A 15,693-nucleotide genomic window follows, 5' to 3' on the forward strand; every position below is an offset into this window, starting at 1 on the left:
CGTCGAGTCCTCAGCGCGACAGTCGTGCGTTGAACACCGCTTCGTCGAAGCCGACGGTCACGCCACCCGGCCACTCCACCACGGGCCGCTTCACCAGCGACGGATGCTCCCGCAGCGCGCGCTGGGCGCTCGCTGCGTCGACGACGGTCTCCCGCACCGCCGGATCGAGTTGGCGCCAGGTCGTGCCCTTGCGGTTGACCAGCGTCTCCCAACCGACGGCGGCCACCCAAGCGGCCAGTGCGTCGGGGGGCACACCCTGCTTCTTGAAATCGTGAAACGTGTAGCCGACGTTCCGGGCCTCCAGCCAGGCGCGGGCCCGCTTCACGGTGTCGCAGTTCGGGATGCCGTACAGGGTGATCGTGGGCATCGGATCAGAGGTTTCCGTGCGCAGCGGCCCGGACGATCAGGTCACCGGCCATCGAAGAGATCGTCGCACTGAGGATCGACGTTGTTGCCCAGTTCGGCCACCTTGTTCGAGGTGTCGAGGCTGACCTGGAACCACACGCAGAACGGTGTGTCGTAGCGATAGGACCAGAGCTGATGCTGCTGACGCGACAGGAAGCGTACGTTCGATGGGTGGCCGATGCGCTGCAGCACTTCGTCGCGGCTCATGCCGATCTGCAGCGCGTAGAAGTTCTTCTCGGTCAGCACCTGCTCCCAGCGCAGCAGCCGCTGCTCGGCATCGAAATCGAGCATGTAGGTGTGCTTGCCCATCGGGCCTCGGGCGAACTCCAAGCGCTCGCCGGACGGAGCGAGTGCATAGCGACCGGTCGGCGGGCCCATGTGCTCGATGACTTGCGCTTGCGGCGTGCCGGCGGGCAACCCCGACGGGCTGTAGCCGGCACAGGCCGACAGCGCAAGCGCGCCGATCCACGTCAGCATGCGGCGCACCGCGGTCGATGCGGTAGCGAGGGTCGGTGGACTCATCGACAAATTCTGCCCGCGAGTGAAATCCGACCCGTTCGCACGGAGATAGCGAGCACGGCGACGTCGTTCAATCGCGATCCGGCAGCCGCTGCTGCGCCGCGGCCGCCGTCGGCAGGCGCCACATCCAAAGCGCGACGGCGGTGCAGCACAACGCGGGCACCCACCGCCAGGGCGAGGACAGCCACCACCACGACCAGACACAGCCCACGGTCATCATCAGCGTGGCCAGTCGCTTCGCCGCCAGCGGGATGGCGCGGTGAGAACGCCACGCCTGAATCATGGGCCCGAACCGCCGATGCTCGATCAGCCAACGCTCCCAGCGCGCGCTCCCGCGCGCGAAGCAGAAGGCCGCCAGCAGCACGAAGGGCGTCGTGGGCAACAGGGGCAGCACGATGCCCACCAGGCCGGTGAGCAAGGCCACGCCCCCCGCCATCAGCCACAGCGCGCGAAGCCAGCTGGGCGTTGGGGGAGCGGAGGCTTCGTCCTGCATGGACACAGTATCGGTCCGCCGCCGACCGATGGATCGCCCGGCCGGCCGGGCCGGCCTCGAACGCCCTATGCGGACCTCGCTGTCGCCCGGCCCCCCAGCACCTCCAGCGCCGACCCCAGGCCCAGCAGTGCCGGTTGCGCTTCGGTGATGCGCCTGAAGACCTCGGCATACACCGCATCGCCCTCATCGCTGGCGAGCGGATCGCGGTTCTGCAGGAAGGCCGCGTCGAGCTCGCGCCAGTCCTGCTCACCGAGCACGCGCTCGGCCATCGGCAGCACCATCGCCTCCTCGGTGCGCATGTGGTTCAGGTAGAAGTGCATGTAGGCCGTCATCGACCGCTCGAAGCGCCCGCGTCGCTCCTCGCCCTGGGGCGTCTCGGCCATCACCTCGAAGGCCAGCAGCTCGTGTTCGAGCTTGCGGATGAACTGCTCGCCCTGGGCATGGTCCTGATCGAGCCGGTTCAACACGGCGGTGCGCTCCGCGCTGCGCGACCGCAGCATCGGGAACAGCAGCTGGCTCTCCTTGGCGTGATGCAGGCGCTCGGGAAACTCGTCGACGTAGAACAGCATGGCGCGCAGCATCCCGAAGTCCGGCAGCGTTCCGCGCCGGCGGTGCTCGCCCAGCAGCAGATGGATGGCGCGCAGCATGGCGGACAGCGCTCGGTGCTCCTGGCGAATGATGGTCAGGCTGGCATGCACGGTGACTGATGAGGTGTTGAGAAGCGGACGACCGGACAAGCTCGGCAAGCCCCTTGCCGAGCGTCGGTCGCTAGCGTCGATCCAGACAGCTCAGAGGGCCTTGCGCCAGATCAAGCGGCCGTCCGATGTGTGCGAAGGAGACACGGTGTAGGCGTGTTCGTACAGGACGCGGGGCGATCACCCTACTGTCTTTTCGACACCCGCCGCCCATCATCGAATTTCGACGGCGCCCCTGCCTCGGGCGGTGCCACTTCCGGAACTTCGAGGAGTCATCCCATGAGCGACAAGCAAGTCATCCAGATCCTGAACGAACTGATCGAAACGTCGAAGGACGGCCAGTACGGGTTCGCGAAATGCGCCGAGCGAGCCGAGTCCGCTTCCCTGAAGCAGACGCTGCAGGCTCGCGCCGCGGAATGCGAGAGCGCCGCGGTGGAGTTGCAGGCCTTGGTCCTGCAGCACGGCGGCAGCCCGGAAGACCACGGCACGATCTCGGGCGCGCTCCATCGTGGCTGGGTTTCCGTCAAGGATGCGCTGACCGGCAGCAGCGACCATGCCTTGCTGGAGGAGTGCGAACGCGGCGAGGACGTGGCCCTGGCGCGCTATCGCAAGGCGCTGAAACAGCAGTTGCCGATCGATGTGCAGCAGACGATCGGCCGGCAACTGATGGGGGTGCAGGCGAACCACGAGCAGATCAAGGCGCTGCGCGACAGCGTGACGACCTGAAGCCGACGAGTAAAGGTTCGGCCATGTCGGATGCCGGCTACGACTCGTTCAACAACCGCGCTGAACTCGCATCGGCTCGGGTTGCAGGTTGCTTCTCTTGCCTGGCCATCTTCGAACCGGCCGACGTGGTGACATGGACGCATGGCGGATCCACCGCCGTGTGTCCGCTCTGCAGCGCCGACACGGTGCTGCCCCACGTCGGCAGCCTCGCGGCCTTGCGGGCGGTGCACGCCGGGTTGCTCGACAACAGCGACGAGACGATCCCCGCCGTCCTGACGCTGACACCCGAGCGCAACTAGCAACGGCGTCGGTTGCGGGGCCTGTCCCGATGCGGCCCCGCGACCGCTTTCTTCAGCGCATCTCGAACCCCGGGTACCCGCCCGCAGCCAGTTCCTCGCAACGCTGCCGGTACTTCCCGACGCCCCCGATGTAAGAGAGCATGCGGCGCTGCTTGCCCTTGACGTTGGTTCCCATGTACCAGGAATCGGTCTTGACCAGCAGCGTGGCGTTGGAGGTCTCGTCGTGGTGCGCCACCCAGTCGTCCTCGAGGGCCTTGGAGGGTTCGATGACACTCAAGCCCTTGCTGCGCATGGCCACCAGGCATTCGGTGATCCAGTCGACCTGCTGCTGCAGGCAGGTGGTCATGTTGCAAAAGGCTGCCGACGGCGCCAGCGGCGCTCCCGTGGTGAAGAAGTTCGGATAGCCGTGCACCTGCAGCCCCATGGTCGTGCGGATCTCGCGACCCCAGTCTTCCTTGAGCGAGCGCCCGCCGCGACCGCGGATGTCGATGCGCGTCAGCGCGCCCGTCCCCGCATCGAAGCCCGTGGCGAGGATCAGGATGTCGAGTTCGTGCAGTTTGCCGTCCGCCGTTCTCACACCCTCCGGCGTGACGCGCTCGATCGGCGACGCCTTCACGTCGACGATCTCCACGTTCGGCCGGTGGTAGGCCTCGAGGTAGTTGGTGTCCAGCGGCACCCGGTTGGTCCCGAAGCCATATTTCGTCGGGATCAGCTTCTCGCACAGCACCGGGTCCTTGAGCCGCTCGCGCATCTTGCCGCGCACGAATTCCGAAACCTCGGCATTGACCTTCTCGTCGAAGAACATCTCGGAGAACGAGGCCAGCCACAGCGCCAGCGAGCCGTCGTTCCAGAGTTCCTCGAGCACGGCGATCCGCTCCTCGGGCGTCCGTTCGGCCCAGGTGCCATAGCCGCCAAAATCGTACACATGGCCGGCGAAGGTGCGCTGCACGCGCTCCTTCATCTCATGGAAGCGGCTCGAGAAACCGGCCCAAACGGCATCGCTGTACTTGGGGTTGTTCATCGGGATCGTGTACTGCGGCGTGCGCAGGAACACCTTCAGATGACCGACCTGGCTCGCGATCGTCTGGATGACCTGGATGCCCGTCGCCCCGGCGCCGACGATGCCTACGCGCTTGCCGGTGAAGTCGACCGGCTCCTTCGGCCAGCGCGCGGTGTGGAACAGCTGGCCCTTGAAGCTCTCCTGACCGGGGAACACCGACGTCAGCGGCGCCGACAGCATGCCGCAGCAGGTGATCAGGAAGCGGGCCTCGACGGTGTCGCCCTGGTCCGTCGTGATCGACCAGCTCTGCGTGGCTTCGTCGTAGTGCGCCGTCTCGACGCGGGTGCTGAATCGGTAGTGCTTGCGCAGGTCGCAGCGGTCCGCCACGTAGTGCAGCCAGCGTTCGGACTCCGGCTGCGCCGGGAAGCGCTCGCTTGGTTTCCACCCCTTGTAGAGCTCTTCCGAGAACCAGAACTGGTAGACCTCGGCCGTCGAGTCGAATCGGGCGCCCGGGTAGCGGTTCCAGTACCAGGTGCCACCCACGTTGGATCCGGCCTCGAAAGCCTGGACGTCGAATCCCTGCTCGCGCAAGCGGTAGACCTGGTACAGGCCGGCGATGCCTGCCCCGATGACCACGGCGTCCACCTTGGTGGTCTTGGCAACGGTCTTGTCGTTCATCACGATCCCCTTCACTTGGTGATTTCAGCGGCCGTGACCGAGCTTCGCGTCACGGGAGAAGCGCTGTCCAAGGATGGAGGAGCGAGGGCAGCATTTCCGTCACGCAGGCGACAGGGGCCATGGGATGTAACCCTTAGACCGGCGGCGGCCGTCAGACAACGAATGACCCTTCGGCGGCGGTGTCATTCGAGGCCCGCGTGAAAACCCGTTTGCCGCCAGGAACATCGACCCGAGGACTGGATGTCATGCCTGATCAAATGAGCCTGCCAGGAGTACCTGGCGAGCCCGCACTGTTCCAGCCTGAGGTCGTCCACGGGCGCGCGGGCCAACTGCGTGGCTACAACCTGTTCTTTGCGCTCGTCCCTCTGCGCGACGACGCAGAACACTTCGCCCAGGTCGGCGCTGAGCTGCGCAGGCGCCACGGGCTGCGGGGCCCGTGCCTGCCACCTCAGAATCTGCACGTCAGCCTGCATGCGGTGGCGGGCTACGCCGACAGGATCCCTCTATCGGATATCGACGCCGCCCGGGCCGCGGCTGCTCGAGTGACTTGGCCGGGTTCGTCCACCTTTTTCGATCGTGCGTGCAGCTTCGACACCGCGGGCAACAACCCCTTCGTCCTGCGCTGCGATGCTCAAAGCGATGACGCCGTGACCCAACTGCGGGAGGCACTTGGGGACGAACTACGCCGCGCAGGGCTCAGGCCGAAGCCGTCCCGCACACCCCACATGACGCTGCTCTATGACCGGAGACTGGTGCCAGAGCACCCCATCGAACAGACAGGATGGGTCGCCGCGCGATTTACATTGATCCTCAGCTACCAAGGCCTCGGACATCACCAGAGGCTGGGCGATTGGCCATCGCCTGATGAGGGATCTTGCGTGCGCGACGGCCAGAAATGACAAAGACCCCGCACTGTCGTGCGAGGCCTTGTCTTTCTTGGTGGGCCCTGAGTGACTCGAACACTCGACCTACGGATTAAGAGTCCGCTGCTCTACCAACTGAGCTAAGAGCCCGTGAACTGGCCACGGTGTGCACCCCGTGAGGAGTGCCTTGGTGGGTTGTGCGTGACTCGAACACGCGACCAACGGATTAAAAGTCCGCTGCTCTACCGACTGAGCTAACAACCCGCCGTAGAGCCGCTCATTATAGCCAGACTTTTTTCTCGGATTCAAGTCTGTGCGTCACGGACCACGAGGCCCTCGATGATCGCACCTGCGGCGACCAAACCGAAGGTGGCCGTGACGCTGACGGCGGATCCGTAGCCGTGGCAATTGAGGCTGCCGTCGACCTGGCAAGCCTCTTCGGGCGCGCTCACGGCCTCGCGCGAGAACACGCAGCGCACGCCGATCGCCCCCTTGCGGGCCGCCGCGTGCCGCTGGCGCAGGCGCTGCCGCAGGGACGCCAGCAAGGGATCGTGGGTCACCTCGGCCAAGTCCTCGACCTCGACTGCCTGCGCGCGGCGCTTGCCGCCGGCAGCCCCGACCGACACGAAAGGCAAGCCGCCTTCGAGCGCCCAGGCCGCCAGCAGCGCCTTCGCTCGAACCTGATCGCAGGCGTCCACCAGCGCATCGACGTGCTCCGGGAGCAGCGCGGGCCAGTTGTCGGCCTCGACGAAGGCCTCGACAGCGTGCACCCGGCACGCCGGATGGATCTGAGCGATGCGGTCCCGCAAGGCCAACACCTTGGCCTGGCCGAGGGTGGTGTCCAGGGCCTGCACTTGCCGGTTGATGTTGGACTCGCTGACGTGGTCGAGGTCGATCAGAGTGAGTGCGGCCACTCCGCTGCGCGCCAGCGCCTCGGCCACCCAGGAGCCGACACCGCCGACGCCGACCACCGCGACCCGGGCCGCCCTGAGCCGACGGTAGCCGGCATCTCCGTAGAGGCGCCGCAGGCCGCCGAAGCGGCGCTCCAGGTCGGCCTCGTCCGGCTCCGGCAACGGGCTCACTTCAGTGAGGCGAGCCGCTCGCGACCGGCCTGCGCGGCCTCGCTCTTCGGGTAGTTCTTCAGCAGCTCGTCGAGCGTGCGGCGTGCGGACTTGCTGTCCTTCAGCTCGAGCTGGCAGTTGGCGATCGACAGCAGCGCCTCGGGCGCACGCGGATGGTCGGGCGCCGCAGCCACCAGGGCGCGGAAGGACGGGATGGCGTCCTTGTAGTCGCGCTTGCCGTACTGCGCATTGGCGAGCCAGTACAGCGCCGCGGTCGAGTAGCCGCTGCTGGGGTAGCGACGCTGGAAGGCGCTGAAGGCGTTGACGGCGCCGGTGAAGTCGCCCTGCCGCAGCACGTTGACGGCCTCACCGTACAGCCGCGTCTCCTCGGGCTCGGCGAGGAATTCCTTGCCGTCCAGCGTGACCTTCTGCGGCTCCACCTTGCGCAGGCGCTCGTCGATGCCCTGCTGCACGTCCTTCTGCTTGCGCTGCAGATCGGCCACGTCGCGTTGCAACTGCTCGTCGCTGCCGCGCAGCTTGGCCAGGTCGGCGCGCAGCTGCTCGATGGTGGTGTTGAGGTCAAGCAGGCTGCGGCGCAGCTGATTGACCTGCTCGGTCAGCTCGGCCTCGCGCGCCTTGGAGGCCTGGTCCATCTGGTCGATGCGGGAGCGTGCATCGAGGATGGCGCGACGCGCCTCGTCGTCGTCGAACAGGCCGGCCTGCGCGGCTCCGGCGCCCAGCAGCGCCGCGGCCAAGACCGCCGAGCGCCAGCCGGCGCGCTTGACCATGACGGTGCTGCGCGCCATCTCAGCGGTCGCGCAGTTCGGCACGGCGGTTCTTGGCCCACGCCGTCTCGTCGCTGCCGGTGACCGCCGGACGTTCCTTGCCGTAGCTGACCGACTCGATCTGCGCGTCCTGCACGCCCAGCAGCGTGAGCGACTTGGCCACCGCCTCGGCGCGCTTCTGGCCGAGCGCGAGGTTGTACTCGCGGCCGCCGCGCTCGTCGGTGTGGCCTTCGATGACGACGCGCTTCTTGCGGTCACCGTTCAGCACCTTGGAGTAGTTGTCGACGATCGGGCGAAATTCGTCCTTCACCAGGAAGCTGTCGAAGTCGAAGTAGACGACCTTGCCCAGCGCGCCGGCCTGCTGGGCCGACAGGTCCACGTTGGCGACCTGCGACTGGTTGGTGCCGCTGGCCGAACCACCGGCACCGACACCGCCGACCGGAGCGGCCGTGCGGCTCTCCACCGGCGGCTCGTCCAGCTTCACCGGCGAGCTGCAGGCGGCCAGTGCCAGTGCGGCCAGCACGGCCAGGGCGGGGGTGGAGCGGCGGATCATCGGAATCATGGTTTTCTCCTCATTGATGAATGGTTGTCGGTCGACGAAATAGGTGCGATCCGCTCTGGGCTCAGCGTCCATAAGGGCCCCAGACCGGCTCGCGCACGTCGGCTTGGGTCGACACGAGGCGCGCCTTGATCTTGCCGTCGGCCGTGGTGGTCATCAGCACGTCGCGGCCGCTGTCGCGGGTGGCGTAGATGATGAGCCGGCCGTTCGGCGCGAAGCTCGGGCTTTCATCGTCCTTGGTGTCGCTCACCGCGCGGGCGGTTCCGCTGGCGAGGTCCATCACCTGGACCCGGAAGGCGCCGCCGTCGCGCGAGATGTAGGCCATCGTGCGGCCGTCCGGGCTGATCGCCGGGCTGATGTTGTAGCTGCCGCTGAAGCTCACCCGCTCGGCGTTGCCACCGCCGGCCGGCACGCGGTAGATCTGCGGGCTGCCGCCGCGATCACTGACGAAGTAGATCGACTTGCCGTCCGGCGCCCAGGTGGCCTCGGTATCGATCGCGCCGCTGTTGGTCAGGCGCTTCACGCCCTCCCCGTCGCGACCCATCACGAAGAGCTGCGAGCCGCCATCGCGGCTGAGGGTCAGCGCAAGCTGGCGGCCGTCGGGCGACCAGGCCGGCGCGCTGTTCGACCCCCGGAAGCTCGCCAGCGTGCGGCGCTTGCCGCTGGCGACCTCCTGCACGTAGACCACGGCCTTGCGGCTCTCGAAGGACACGTAGGCCAGTTCGCGACCGTCGGGCGACCAGGCCGGCGAGATGATGGGTTCGGGGCTGGCCAGCGCGGACTGGCCGCCCTCGCCGTCGGCGTCGGTCACCCACAGCGTGAAGCGACCGCCGCCCTTGGTGACGTAGGCGATGCGCGTCGAGAACACGCCCTTCTCACCGGTGAGCTTCTCGTAGATGGCGTCGGCGATGCGGTGGGCCGCGAGCCGCAGATCGCCGGCCGGCACCGCGTAGCTCTGGCCGCCGAGGTCGCGGCCCTTGACCACGTCCCACAGCCGATAGCGCACGTCGAAGCGGCCATCGGCCAGGCGCGTCACCGAGCCGCCGACCAGCGCGTCGACACTGCGCCCGCGCCAGTCGATCATGGCCGGCTGTGACCCTTCGTCGAGGACGACCCCGGCGGTGTCGAGATTGCGGAACACCCCGCTGCGCTCAAGATCGGCCCGCACGATGGCGCCCACCGGCTGCGGCGCCTTCTCTTCGTCACGGAACTTCACGACGGCGATCGGCAACTGGGTGGCGCCGACGCCGGAGATCTCGACGCGGAACTGGGCCAGCGCGGACGGCAGGGCCGCGGCGAGCGGCAGCGCCACCAAGCTGCGGCGCAGCATCGAGGGAGAGGACAGGAGTCGAAGTTGGGTCATGCGGCAGTTTGAGCGGCCTGGGCACCCGCATCGCGGATCGTCGTGTCGAGACGAGGCTCGATGTGAGGCATGCCGTCGGGGAGGAAGGGTCCGTCGGAGGAAGCGACCGGGGCAGCTGCAAGCGCGGGCTCGTGCACGGTGTCGCCGGCACGGCGCACCGGGCCGTAGCGGAACAAGCTCGATATCCGGGCAGGATACCAGCCGGCAACGGCCGTTCGGACGCCGCCGCCCGAGGAAAGTCGTGACACGGTGTAGGGTGCCGTCGGTGCTCTGCGGGCCCCGATGCGCGGCGCCTCGCTGCGGTGGATGACGATCACGGACGGCGACATGGTTCGGCCGGCATTGTAGGGACACAAAAGCCGCAGTTCCCACAAGGCCCGCGGGCCGACTGCACTACTGCGCGCGGCGGGGCCGACGCGATCCGCTACAGCAGCACGATGTCGTAAGCCTCTGGCGACAACCCCGGCTCGGTCTGCAGCGACACCGGCTTGCCGATGAAGTCGGACAGGCCGGCGAGGTGCTGGCTCTCCTCGTCGAGCAGCATCTCGACCACCGCGGCGCTGGCGACGACGCGGAATTCCTTCGGGTTGAACTGCCGCGCCTCGCGCAGGATCTCGCGCAGGATGTCGTAGCAGACGCTGCGCGGCGTCTTCACCTGACCCTTGCCCTGGCAGGTAGGGCATGGCTCGCACAGCAGGTGGGCCAGCGATTCGCGGGTGCGCTTGCGCGTCATCTCCACCAGGCCGAGCTGCGTGAAGCCGCTCACCGTGATCTTGGTGCGGTCGCGCGCGAGCTGCTTGCGCAGTTCGGCGAGCACCGCGCTCTGATGCTCCTCGCGCGCCATGTCGATGAAGTCGATGATGATGATGCCGCCCAGGTTGCGCAGCCGCAGCTGGCGGGCGATGGCGAGCGCCGCCTCGAGGTTGGTCTTGAAGATCGTCTCGTCGAAGTTGCGCGCGCCGACATAGCCGCCGGTGTTGACATCGATCGTCGTCAGCGCCTCGGTCTGGTCGATGATGAGGTAGCCGCCGCTCTTCAGGTCGACACGCCGCGCCAGCGCACGCTCGATCTCCTGGTCGATGCCGAACAGGTCGAAGATCGGGCGCTCGCCGTGGTAATGCTCGAGCTTGGCCACCGAGCTCGGCATGTACTGCTCGCCGAACTCCTTCAGTGCCTCGTACTGCATGCGCGAGTCGATGCGCACCGCATGGGTCTGGTCGTGGGTCAGGTCGCGCAGCACGCGCTGCACCAGGTTCAGATCCAGGTGCAGCAGCGTGCCGGACGGCGCCTTGAAGGCGCGTTCGCGGATCGCCGTCCAGGTCTTGCGCAGGTAGGCGATGTCCTCCGCCAGTTCGGCGTCCGTGGCCTCCTCCGCATTGGTGCGAAGAATGAAGCCGCCGCTGCTGCTGCCACCGTTGGGCGGCGCCACCAGCGCCTGCATGCGCGTACGCAGCTGCTCGCGCAGTTCGTGCGATCCGATCTTCTGGCTGATACCGATGCGGTCGTCCTGCGGCAGGAACACCAGCAGCCGCCCTGCGATGCTGATCTGCGTCGACAACCGGGCACCCTTGGTGCCAATCGAGTCCTTGATCACCTGCACCAGCAGCGCCTGGCCCTCGAACACCTGTCGCTCGATCGGCGCCGGCGGCGGGTTGTCGCGACCCGGCGCGTCCTCGCGGTGCAGGTCGGCCACGTGCAGGAACGCAGCCCGCTCCAGCCCGATGTCGATGAACGCGCTCTGCATGCCCGGCAACACCCGCACCACGCGGCCGGCGTAGATGTTGCCGACCAGCCCGCGCTCGAGCGTGCGCTCGAGGTGCAACTCCTGCACCGCGCCGTTCTCGATGACGGCGACGCGGGTCTCCTGGGGGGACCAGTTGATCAGGATGTCTTGCATGCAGGCGATGGTAGCTGGCGCGGCGACGCGGACCCTGTCGGTTTCTCCCCGGGGCGTCAATACCCGTTGCTGCGGACACGGCGCCACGCCGCGTCGTCGCACACACGCACGGGCCGCTCCGGCCCCGGATAAGCCACACAGCCGAGGTGCCGATCGTCGATCCCCAGATCGACGAAGTTCCAAGGCCCGGCAGGCTCCGCCGAGTTCCGGTCGTACAGCAACCGGACGCGACCATCGGCCGCCCGGCCGATGCTCACGAGTTCCGGCGAGCGACGCAGGCCCTCGCCGATCGCTTTCAGATAGGCCTCCTTGCGCACCCAGCACTGCACGAACTGGAAAGGACGACTTGCCGATGGACACTGCTCCAGCGCGGCGTGTTCTTCCGGCGCCAGTGCGGCGAGATAGTCGTCGATACCCCGCGAGATCCTCTCGTCGAGCTTTTCGACATCGATTCCCACGCTCACGCTGTCCGCGAACGCGTGGAGGATCCAATCGCCGGAATGGCTGCTGTTGAATGTCAGCGCCTGGCCCGCGTGGGCCAGGTGGAGCTTGCCCGATACGCCCGCCTCGATCGCCGTGCGGCCGCCACCGCTACCGAGGTAGTGCTTCAGCAGCATCTGCAGGCTGGCACGCCCTCCCTCGAATCGAAGGCGATCATCCAGCCGACGCAACCGCACCGCGCGCCTGAGCTCCTCCTTGTCGAGCAGATCGCGGTGCCAGGCATCGTCCGCAGCGGAGAAATCGGCCGTGGCGACGCGCCACACGTCGATGCCGGCGAGCGGAAGGCGGCCAGAGGCGGAGAGGTGCGACATCAATGCACTCGGCCTACGGCGAGAACCTTCGATCAGGCCCCTTGCACGCGCGTCTTGATCAACAGCGCGGCCAGCACGTCGGCGTGATCCGCATCCAGCATCTCCTTGTGGATGCAGTCCATCGATTCACAATGGATCTCGCCGCGCACCAGCGGTCGCCACCCCATGTACAGATCGTCGATCTCCCCGATCTTCAGCTTGTCCTGCGTACTACGCACCAAGGTCAGCGAGCCTGGATAGATGACGGGCTCATAGGCTTCCGAAGCGTCGTACACGATGGCGGCGCTTCGCTTCTGCGCCTTGCCGATGCGCGTCTCGGCCAAGGTGCCGAGGTTCTCGAGCAGGTCGTGGCCCGAGCGCTTGAATATCGTGGTGCCGAACCAGCGAACATAGCGCGCGATGCCCGATGGGCCGAGTGTCGCGGCCCGTTTCAGGTAGAGCTGCAGCCGCACCGGCCAGGGGTGGCGACCCGGGAAACCGGGTCCGACGGTATCGAGCAGCACGAGCTGCTCGACCCGCTCGCCGGCGGCGCGCAGGCGCTGCGCCAGTTCGTAAACAAAGACCCCGCCCATGGAGTGTCCGGCCAGGCGGTAGGGCCCGTTGGATTGGACACGGCGCAGGTCGTCGAGCATGCGCTGCGCCATGTCGCCGAAGCTCCAGTGCTCGAGCGCCACCGGATCGAACGCCATCGGGTCCAGGACATACAGCGGCTGCGACGGGCCGAGCGCCCTCGACAGGGCATTGAACACCAGCAGCGAGCTGCCATAGCCCGAGACGAAGAACAGCGGCAGTTCGTCGCCATCGGCACGGATCGGAACCACACAGGTCGCCGGCGGCGCATCGGTGGTGCGGGCCAGCAGCTGCGTCAGCTGGCGCACCGTCGGCGCCTCGATGATCGACGCCAGCCGCAGCGGCTGATGGAACTGGCGCTCGACGCTTGCCAGCAGCTTGAGCGCCATCAGCGAGTGGCCACCGAGGTCGAAGAAGTCGTCGTCGATGCCGATCGGCGAGATGCTCAGAACCTCCTCCCAGATATCGACCATGCGCCGCTCGGCGTCATCGCGCGGCGCCGCGTAGGCGGCTTCGCGGTCGGCGGCCTGTGGTTCGGGCAGCGCCGCGCGATCGATCTTGCCGTTCGCGGTCAGCGGGAAGCTGTCGATGAAAGCGAACGCCGTGGGAATCATGTATCGAGGCAGCTTCTTCTCGAGCTCCGTGCGCAGATCCGCGATCACCGGCGGCACGGCCGGGTCGGTCGGCACGAGGTAGGCGACCAGGCGGTCGTCGTTCGAGGCGTAGCTGCGGGCCAGCACGAGGCTCTCCCTGACGCCTGGGCAATCGTTGAGTGCACACTGGATCTCGTCGAGCTCGATGCGGAAGCCGCGCAGCTTGACCTGGTGATCCACCCGCCCCATGAACTCCAGCGTCCCCNGGCAATCGTTGAGTGCACACTGGATCTCGTCGAGCTCGATGCGGAAGCCGCGCAGCTTGACCTGGTGATCCACCCGCCCCATGAACTCCAGCGTCCCCTCCGCGCGCCAGCGCGCCAGGTCTCCCGTCCGGTACAACCGCTCGCCCTCCCGGAACGGATCCACCACGAAGCGCTCGGCCGTCAGCTCCGGACGGTTCAGGTAGCCGCGCGCCACCCCCACTCCACCCACGTACAGCTCCCCGACCACCCCGATCGGCGCCGGCTGTCCGTACCCGTCCAGCACGTAGCAGTGCATGTTGTCCACCGGCCGCCCGATCGGCACCGTCGCCCCTACCCCGCTGATGTCCACGTCGGGCAGGCACGTCGCATCGATGCTGGTCTCGGTCGGCCCGTAGAAGTTGCCGATGCGCACCTTGAGCTTGCGCACCACTTCGCTGGCCAGGCTTCTCTCCAGCGCTTCGCCTCCGCACACGATGTAGCGCAGGCTCGCGCACCCCGACAGGTCCGGCTCCGCCAGCATCGCCTTGAGCGCCGAGGGCACCACCTGCAGCACCGTGACGCCGTGCTCGCCGATCGCCTCGATCACGCTCGCGCTGTCGCGCTCTTCCCCGGCTTGCAGCACCACCACCGCCGCCCCAACGTGCAACGGCACCAGCATCTCCACCAGCGCCGGATCGAAGCTGATGCTCGTCTTGAACAGCATCCGGTCCCGGGCCTGCAGGCCCACCGTGCGTCCGAACCACTGCACGTGGTTGCTGATGCCCTCGTGCAGCACTTGCACGCCCTTGGGCCGCCCCGTCGAGCCCGAGGTGTAGATGACGTAGGCCAGGTCCTGCGGTTCGACCGCCACGCCCGGATTGCCTTTCGCCGGTTCGCTCCACAGCGTCTGCAGGGGTTCTTCTTCCAGGCACAGCACCGCCACGCCGGTCGCGCCGGCGCCCCACGTGCGCATCGCTTCGCGCGCCTCGCGGTCCACGATCACCCAGCGCGCCGCGCTGTCTTCGAGCATGAAGGCCAGCCGCTCTTCAGGGTAGCTCGGGTCGAGCGGCAGGTAGGCCCCGCCAGCCTTGGCAATCCCCAGCAGCGCCACCACGGTGTGCATGCTGCGCTGCATGCACACCCCCACCAGCGCTTCCCGGCCCACGCCCAGACCGATCAGGTGGTGTGCCAGCGCGTTGGCCTTGTCGTTGAGTGCGGCGTAGCTCCAGCCACGCTGCCCGTCTTGTGTCGACAGCACCGCCAGCGCCTGCGGCGTGCGTTCGGTCTGCCTTTCGAACAGTTCGTGCAGGCGCCGCACTTCGTTGGGCTGCCGGCGGCCTTCCCAGCCCTGCAGCAGCAGCGCCTTCTCCACCGCCCCGAGCAGCGGCAGCCGATCGATGGCCTGCTCCTCGTCGCTCACGATGGCACGCAGCAGTTCGCCGTAGTGCCCGCTCAGCCGGCGCACCGTGTCTTCTTCGAACAGCTCGCGGCTGTACTCGAATTCGCCGCGCAGTTCACCCTGCACTTCGGTGAGCGAGAGCCCCAGGTCGAACTGCGCCTTGCCCGTGTGCACCGCCATGCGCTCGGCGCTCACGCCTTGCAGGCTCAGTTCTCCCTGTGGCGCGTTCTGCAGGTCGAAGACAACCTGGTACAGCGGGTTGTGCCCGATGCGGCGCTGCGGGCTGAGTTCGGTGACCAGACGGTCGAAGCTGAGCTCCTGGTGTTCGTAGGCCTGCAGCGCCCCCGCCTTGACCCGCTCGAGCAGTTCCGAGAACCGCGGCTGTCCGCTCAGGTCGGTGCGCAGCACCACCATGTTCACGAAGTACCCGATCAGCCCCTCGAGCTCTTCCTGCGGCCTCGCCCCGGTGGGCGTGCCCACCGCGATGTCTTCCTGCCCGCTGTGGCGCATCAGCAGCACCTTGTAGGCCGCCAGCAGCACCATGAACAGCGTCGCTTCGTGCCGCCTCGCCAGCTCCTTCAGACCCCTCAGCTCACCGCCTCCCACCTCGAACCTCACCACCCCACCGCTCCCATGCGGTCGGCTCGGCCTCTCCCGGTCCACCGGCAGCCTCAGCTCCTCCACTCCCCCAAGTCGCACCCGCCAGTAACTCAGGTCAGCGGCCGCAGCGT

The 15,693-nt window shown here is 67.6% G+C and carries 16 protein-coding genes, 2 tRNA genes and 1 pseudogene; 3 read left to right on the forward strand and 16 right to left on the reverse strand.

The annotated features are described in order from the left end of the window. Positions 1-10 precede the first annotated feature (10 nt). The 4 genes from ASC67_RS14130 to ASC67_RS14145 all read right to left on the reverse strand — a co-directional run bounded on the left by ASC67_RS14130 (position 11) and on the right by ASC67_RS14145 (position 2,115). Positions 11-367 (reverse strand): ArsC family reductase, encoded by a 357-nt coding sequence (locus tag ASC67_RS14130; RefSeq protein ID WP_056322002.1) that lies wholly within the window; start codon positions 365-367, stop codon positions 11-13. 41 nt (positions 368-408) lie between these two features. Further along, positions 409-927 carry a hypothetical protein gene (locus ASC67_RS14135; RefSeq protein WP_056322005.1) on the reverse strand — a complete coding sequence of 173 codons (519 nt, stop codon included), beginning with the start codon at positions 925-927 and terminating at the stop codon, positions 409-411. A gap of 67 nt (positions 928-994) precedes the next feature. Beyond that, positions 995-1,417 carry a YbaN family protein gene (locus tag ASC67_RS14140; RefSeq protein ID WP_056322008.1) on the reverse strand — a complete coding sequence of 141 codons (423 nt, stop codon included), beginning with the start codon at positions 1,415-1,417 and terminating at the stop codon, positions 995-997. Positions 1,418-1,482: 65 nt separating this feature from the next. Beyond that, positions 1,483-2,115, reverse strand: coding sequence for a hemerythrin domain-containing protein (locus ASC67_RS14145; RefSeq protein WP_235566333.1), 633 nt, complete (start codon positions 2,113-2,115; stop codon positions 1,483-1,485). A gap of 276 nt (positions 2,116-2,391) precedes the next feature. Between ASC67_RS14145 and ASC67_RS14155 the strand changes: the two genes are divergently transcribed. After that, entirely contained in the window at positions 2,392-2,838 is a 447-nt protein-coding gene (locus ASC67_RS14155) for a PA2169 family four-helix-bundle protein (protein ID WP_056322022.1), read from the forward strand. 23 nt (positions 2,839-2,861) lie between these two features. After that, complete coding sequence (locus ASC67_RS14160) at positions 2,862-3,137, forward strand: hypothetical protein (protein ID WP_056322025.1); 276 nt, start codon at positions 2,862-2,864, stop codon at positions 3,135-3,137. Positions 3,138-3,189: 52 nt separating this feature from the next. On the opposite strand, the gene ASC67_RS14165 is transcribed toward ASC67_RS14160, so the two are convergent. Next, a complete protein-coding gene (locus ASC67_RS14165) occupies positions 3,190-4,815 on the reverse strand; it encodes an NAD(P)/FAD-dependent oxidoreductase (RefSeq protein WP_056322210.1) in 1,626 nt (541 codons plus the stop codon). 245 nt (positions 4,816-5,060) lie between these two features. On the opposite strand from ASC67_RS14165, the gene ASC67_RS20655 reads away from it, so the two are divergent. Continuing rightward, positions 5,061-5,714 (forward strand): 2'-5' RNA ligase family protein, encoded by a 654-nt coding sequence (locus ASC67_RS20655; protein WP_156466772.1) that lies wholly within the window; start codon positions 5,061-5,063, stop codon positions 5,712-5,714. Positions 5,715-5,752: 38 nt separating this feature from the next. Here the strand turns inward: ASC67_RS20655 and ASC67_RS14175 are convergent. The 11 genes and pseudogenes from ASC67_RS14175 to ASC67_RS21290 form a co-directional block, all read right to left on the reverse strand. Then, positions 5,753-5,828 (reverse strand) — tRNA-Lys (locus tag ASC67_RS14175). Between the two features lie 38 nt (positions 5,829-5,866). Next, a tRNA-Lys gene (locus tag ASC67_RS14180) sits at positions 5,867-5,942 on the reverse strand. Positions 5,943-5,983: 41 nt separating this feature from the next. Then, a complete protein-coding gene (locus tag ASC67_RS14185; RefSeq protein ID WP_200946942.1) occupies positions 5,984-6,760 on the reverse strand; it encodes a ThiF family adenylyltransferase in 777 nt (258 codons plus the stop codon). Next, the gene (ybgF, locus tag ASC67_RS14190; RefSeq protein WP_056322038.1) at positions 6,757-7,545 is read right to left on the reverse strand and encodes a tol-pal system protein YbgF; all 789 of its coding nucleotides are present in this window, start codon (positions 7,543-7,545) and stop codon (positions 6,757-6,759) included. The genes ASC67_RS14185 and ybgF overlap by 4 nt, the downstream gene beginning before the upstream one ends. A gap of 1 nt (position 7,546) precedes the next feature. Then, positions 7,547-8,086, reverse strand: a complete 540-nt coding sequence (gene pal, locus ASC67_RS14195) for a peptidoglycan-associated lipoprotein Pal (RefSeq protein WP_056322042.1) — start codon at positions 8,084-8,086, stop codon at positions 7,547-7,549. A gap of 61 nt (positions 8,087-8,147) precedes the next feature. Continuing rightward, complete coding sequence (gene tolB / locus ASC67_RS14200) at positions 8,148-9,446, reverse strand: Tol-Pal system beta propeller repeat protein TolB (RefSeq protein WP_056322047.1); 1,299 nt, start codon at positions 9,444-9,446, stop codon at positions 8,148-8,150. Further along, positions 9,443-9,775 carry a hypothetical protein gene (locus ASC67_RS20660; RefSeq protein WP_156466773.1) on the reverse strand — a complete coding sequence of 111 codons (333 nt, stop codon included), beginning with the start codon at positions 9,773-9,775 and terminating at the stop codon, positions 9,443-9,445. Before ASC67_RS20660 ends, tolB begins: the two co-directional genes overlap by 4 nt. Positions 9,776-9,870: 95 nt before the next feature. Continuing rightward, positions 9,871-11,343: a ribonuclease G gene (gene rng / locus ASC67_RS14205; RefSeq protein WP_056322051.1), complete on the reverse strand. Its 1,473-nt coding sequence runs from the start codon at positions 11,341-11,343 to the stop codon at positions 9,871-9,873. Positions 11,344-11,399: 56 nt separating this feature from the next. Then, on the reverse strand, positions 11,400-12,155 hold the full coding sequence (locus ASC67_RS14210) for a 4'-phosphopantetheinyl transferase superfamily protein (protein WP_056322055.1): 756 nt from the start codon (positions 12,153-12,155) through the stop codon (positions 11,400-11,402). Positions 12,156-12,187: 32 nt separating this feature from the next. Continuing rightward, positions 12,188-13,567 carry an alpha/beta fold hydrolase gene (locus tag ASC67_RS21285; protein WP_404932882.1) on the reverse strand — a complete coding sequence of 460 codons (1,380 nt, stop codon included), beginning with the start codon at positions 13,565-13,567 and terminating at the stop codon, positions 12,188-12,190. A gap of 17 nt (positions 13,568-13,584) precedes the next feature. Next, positions 13,585-15,676, reverse strand: a pseudogene (locus ASC67_RS21290) (non-ribosomal peptide synthetase); the annotation flags it as partial. Between the last annotated feature and the right edge of the window lie 17 nt (positions 15,677-15,693).

Origin of the sequence: Methylibium sp. Root1272 (assembly GCF_001425905.1) — a bacterium.
Taxonomy (GTDB): domain Bacteria; phylum Pseudomonadota; class Gammaproteobacteria; order Burkholderiales; family Burkholderiaceae_C; genus Methylibium.

What these genes read in the sequence shown, in the direction of transcription:
- ASC67_RS14130 (WP_056322002.1), bottom strand. Translation starts at nt 367, where the DNA reads ATGCCCACGATCACCCTGTACGGCATCCCGAACTGCGACACCGTGAAG.
- ASC67_RS14135 (WP_056322005.1), bottom strand. Translation starts at nt 927, where the DNA reads ATGAGTCCACCGACCCTCGCTACCGCATCGACCGCGGTGCGCCGCATG.
- ASC67_RS14140 (WP_056322008.1), bottom strand. Translation starts at nt 1,417, where the DNA reads ATGCAGGACGAAGCCTCCGCTCCCCCAACGCCCAGCTGGCTTCGCGCG.
- ASC67_RS14155 (WP_056322022.1), top strand. Translation starts at nt 2,392, where the DNA reads ATGAGCGACAAGCAAGTCATCCAGATCCTGAACGAACTGATCGAAACG.
- ASC67_RS14160 (WP_056322025.1), top strand. Translation starts at nt 2,862, where the DNA reads ATGTCGGATGCCGGCTACGACTCGTTCAACAACCGCGCTGAACTCGCA.
- ASC67_RS14165 (WP_056322210.1), bottom strand. Translation starts at nt 4,815, where the DNA reads ATGAACGACAAGACCGTTGCCAAGACCACCAAGGTGGACGCCGTGGTC.
- ASC67_RS20655 (WP_156466772.1), top strand. Translation starts at nt 5,061, where the DNA reads ATGCCTGATCAAATGAGCCTGCCAGGAGTACCTGGCGAGCCCGCACTG.
- ybgF (WP_056322038.1), bottom strand. Translation starts at nt 7,545, where the DNA reads ATGGCGCGCAGCACCGTCATGGTCAAGCGCGCCGGCTGGCGCTCGGCG.
- pal (WP_056322042.1), bottom strand. Translation starts at nt 8,086, where the DNA reads ATGATTCCGATGATCCGCCGCTCCACCCCCGCCCTGGCCGTGCTGGCC.
- tolB (WP_056322047.1), bottom strand. Translation starts at nt 9,446, where the DNA reads ATGACCCAACTTCGACTCCTGTCCTCTCCCTCGATGCTGCGCCGCAGC.
- ASC67_RS20660 (WP_156466773.1), bottom strand. Translation starts at nt 9,775, where the DNA reads ATGTCGCCGTCCGTGATCGTCATCCACCGCAGCGAGGCGCCGCGCATC.
- rng (WP_056322051.1), bottom strand. Translation starts at nt 11,343, where the DNA reads ATGCAAGACATCCTGATCAACTGGTCCCCCCAGGAGACCCGCGTCGCC.
- ASC67_RS14210 (WP_056322055.1), bottom strand. Translation starts at nt 12,155, where the DNA reads ATGTCGCACCTCTCCGCCTCTGGCCGCCTTCCGCTCGCCGGCATCGAC.
- ASC67_RS21285 (WP_404932882.1), bottom strand. Translation starts at nt 13,567, where the DNA reads ATGGGGCGGGTGGATCACCAGGTCAAGCTGCGCGGCTTCCGCATCGAG.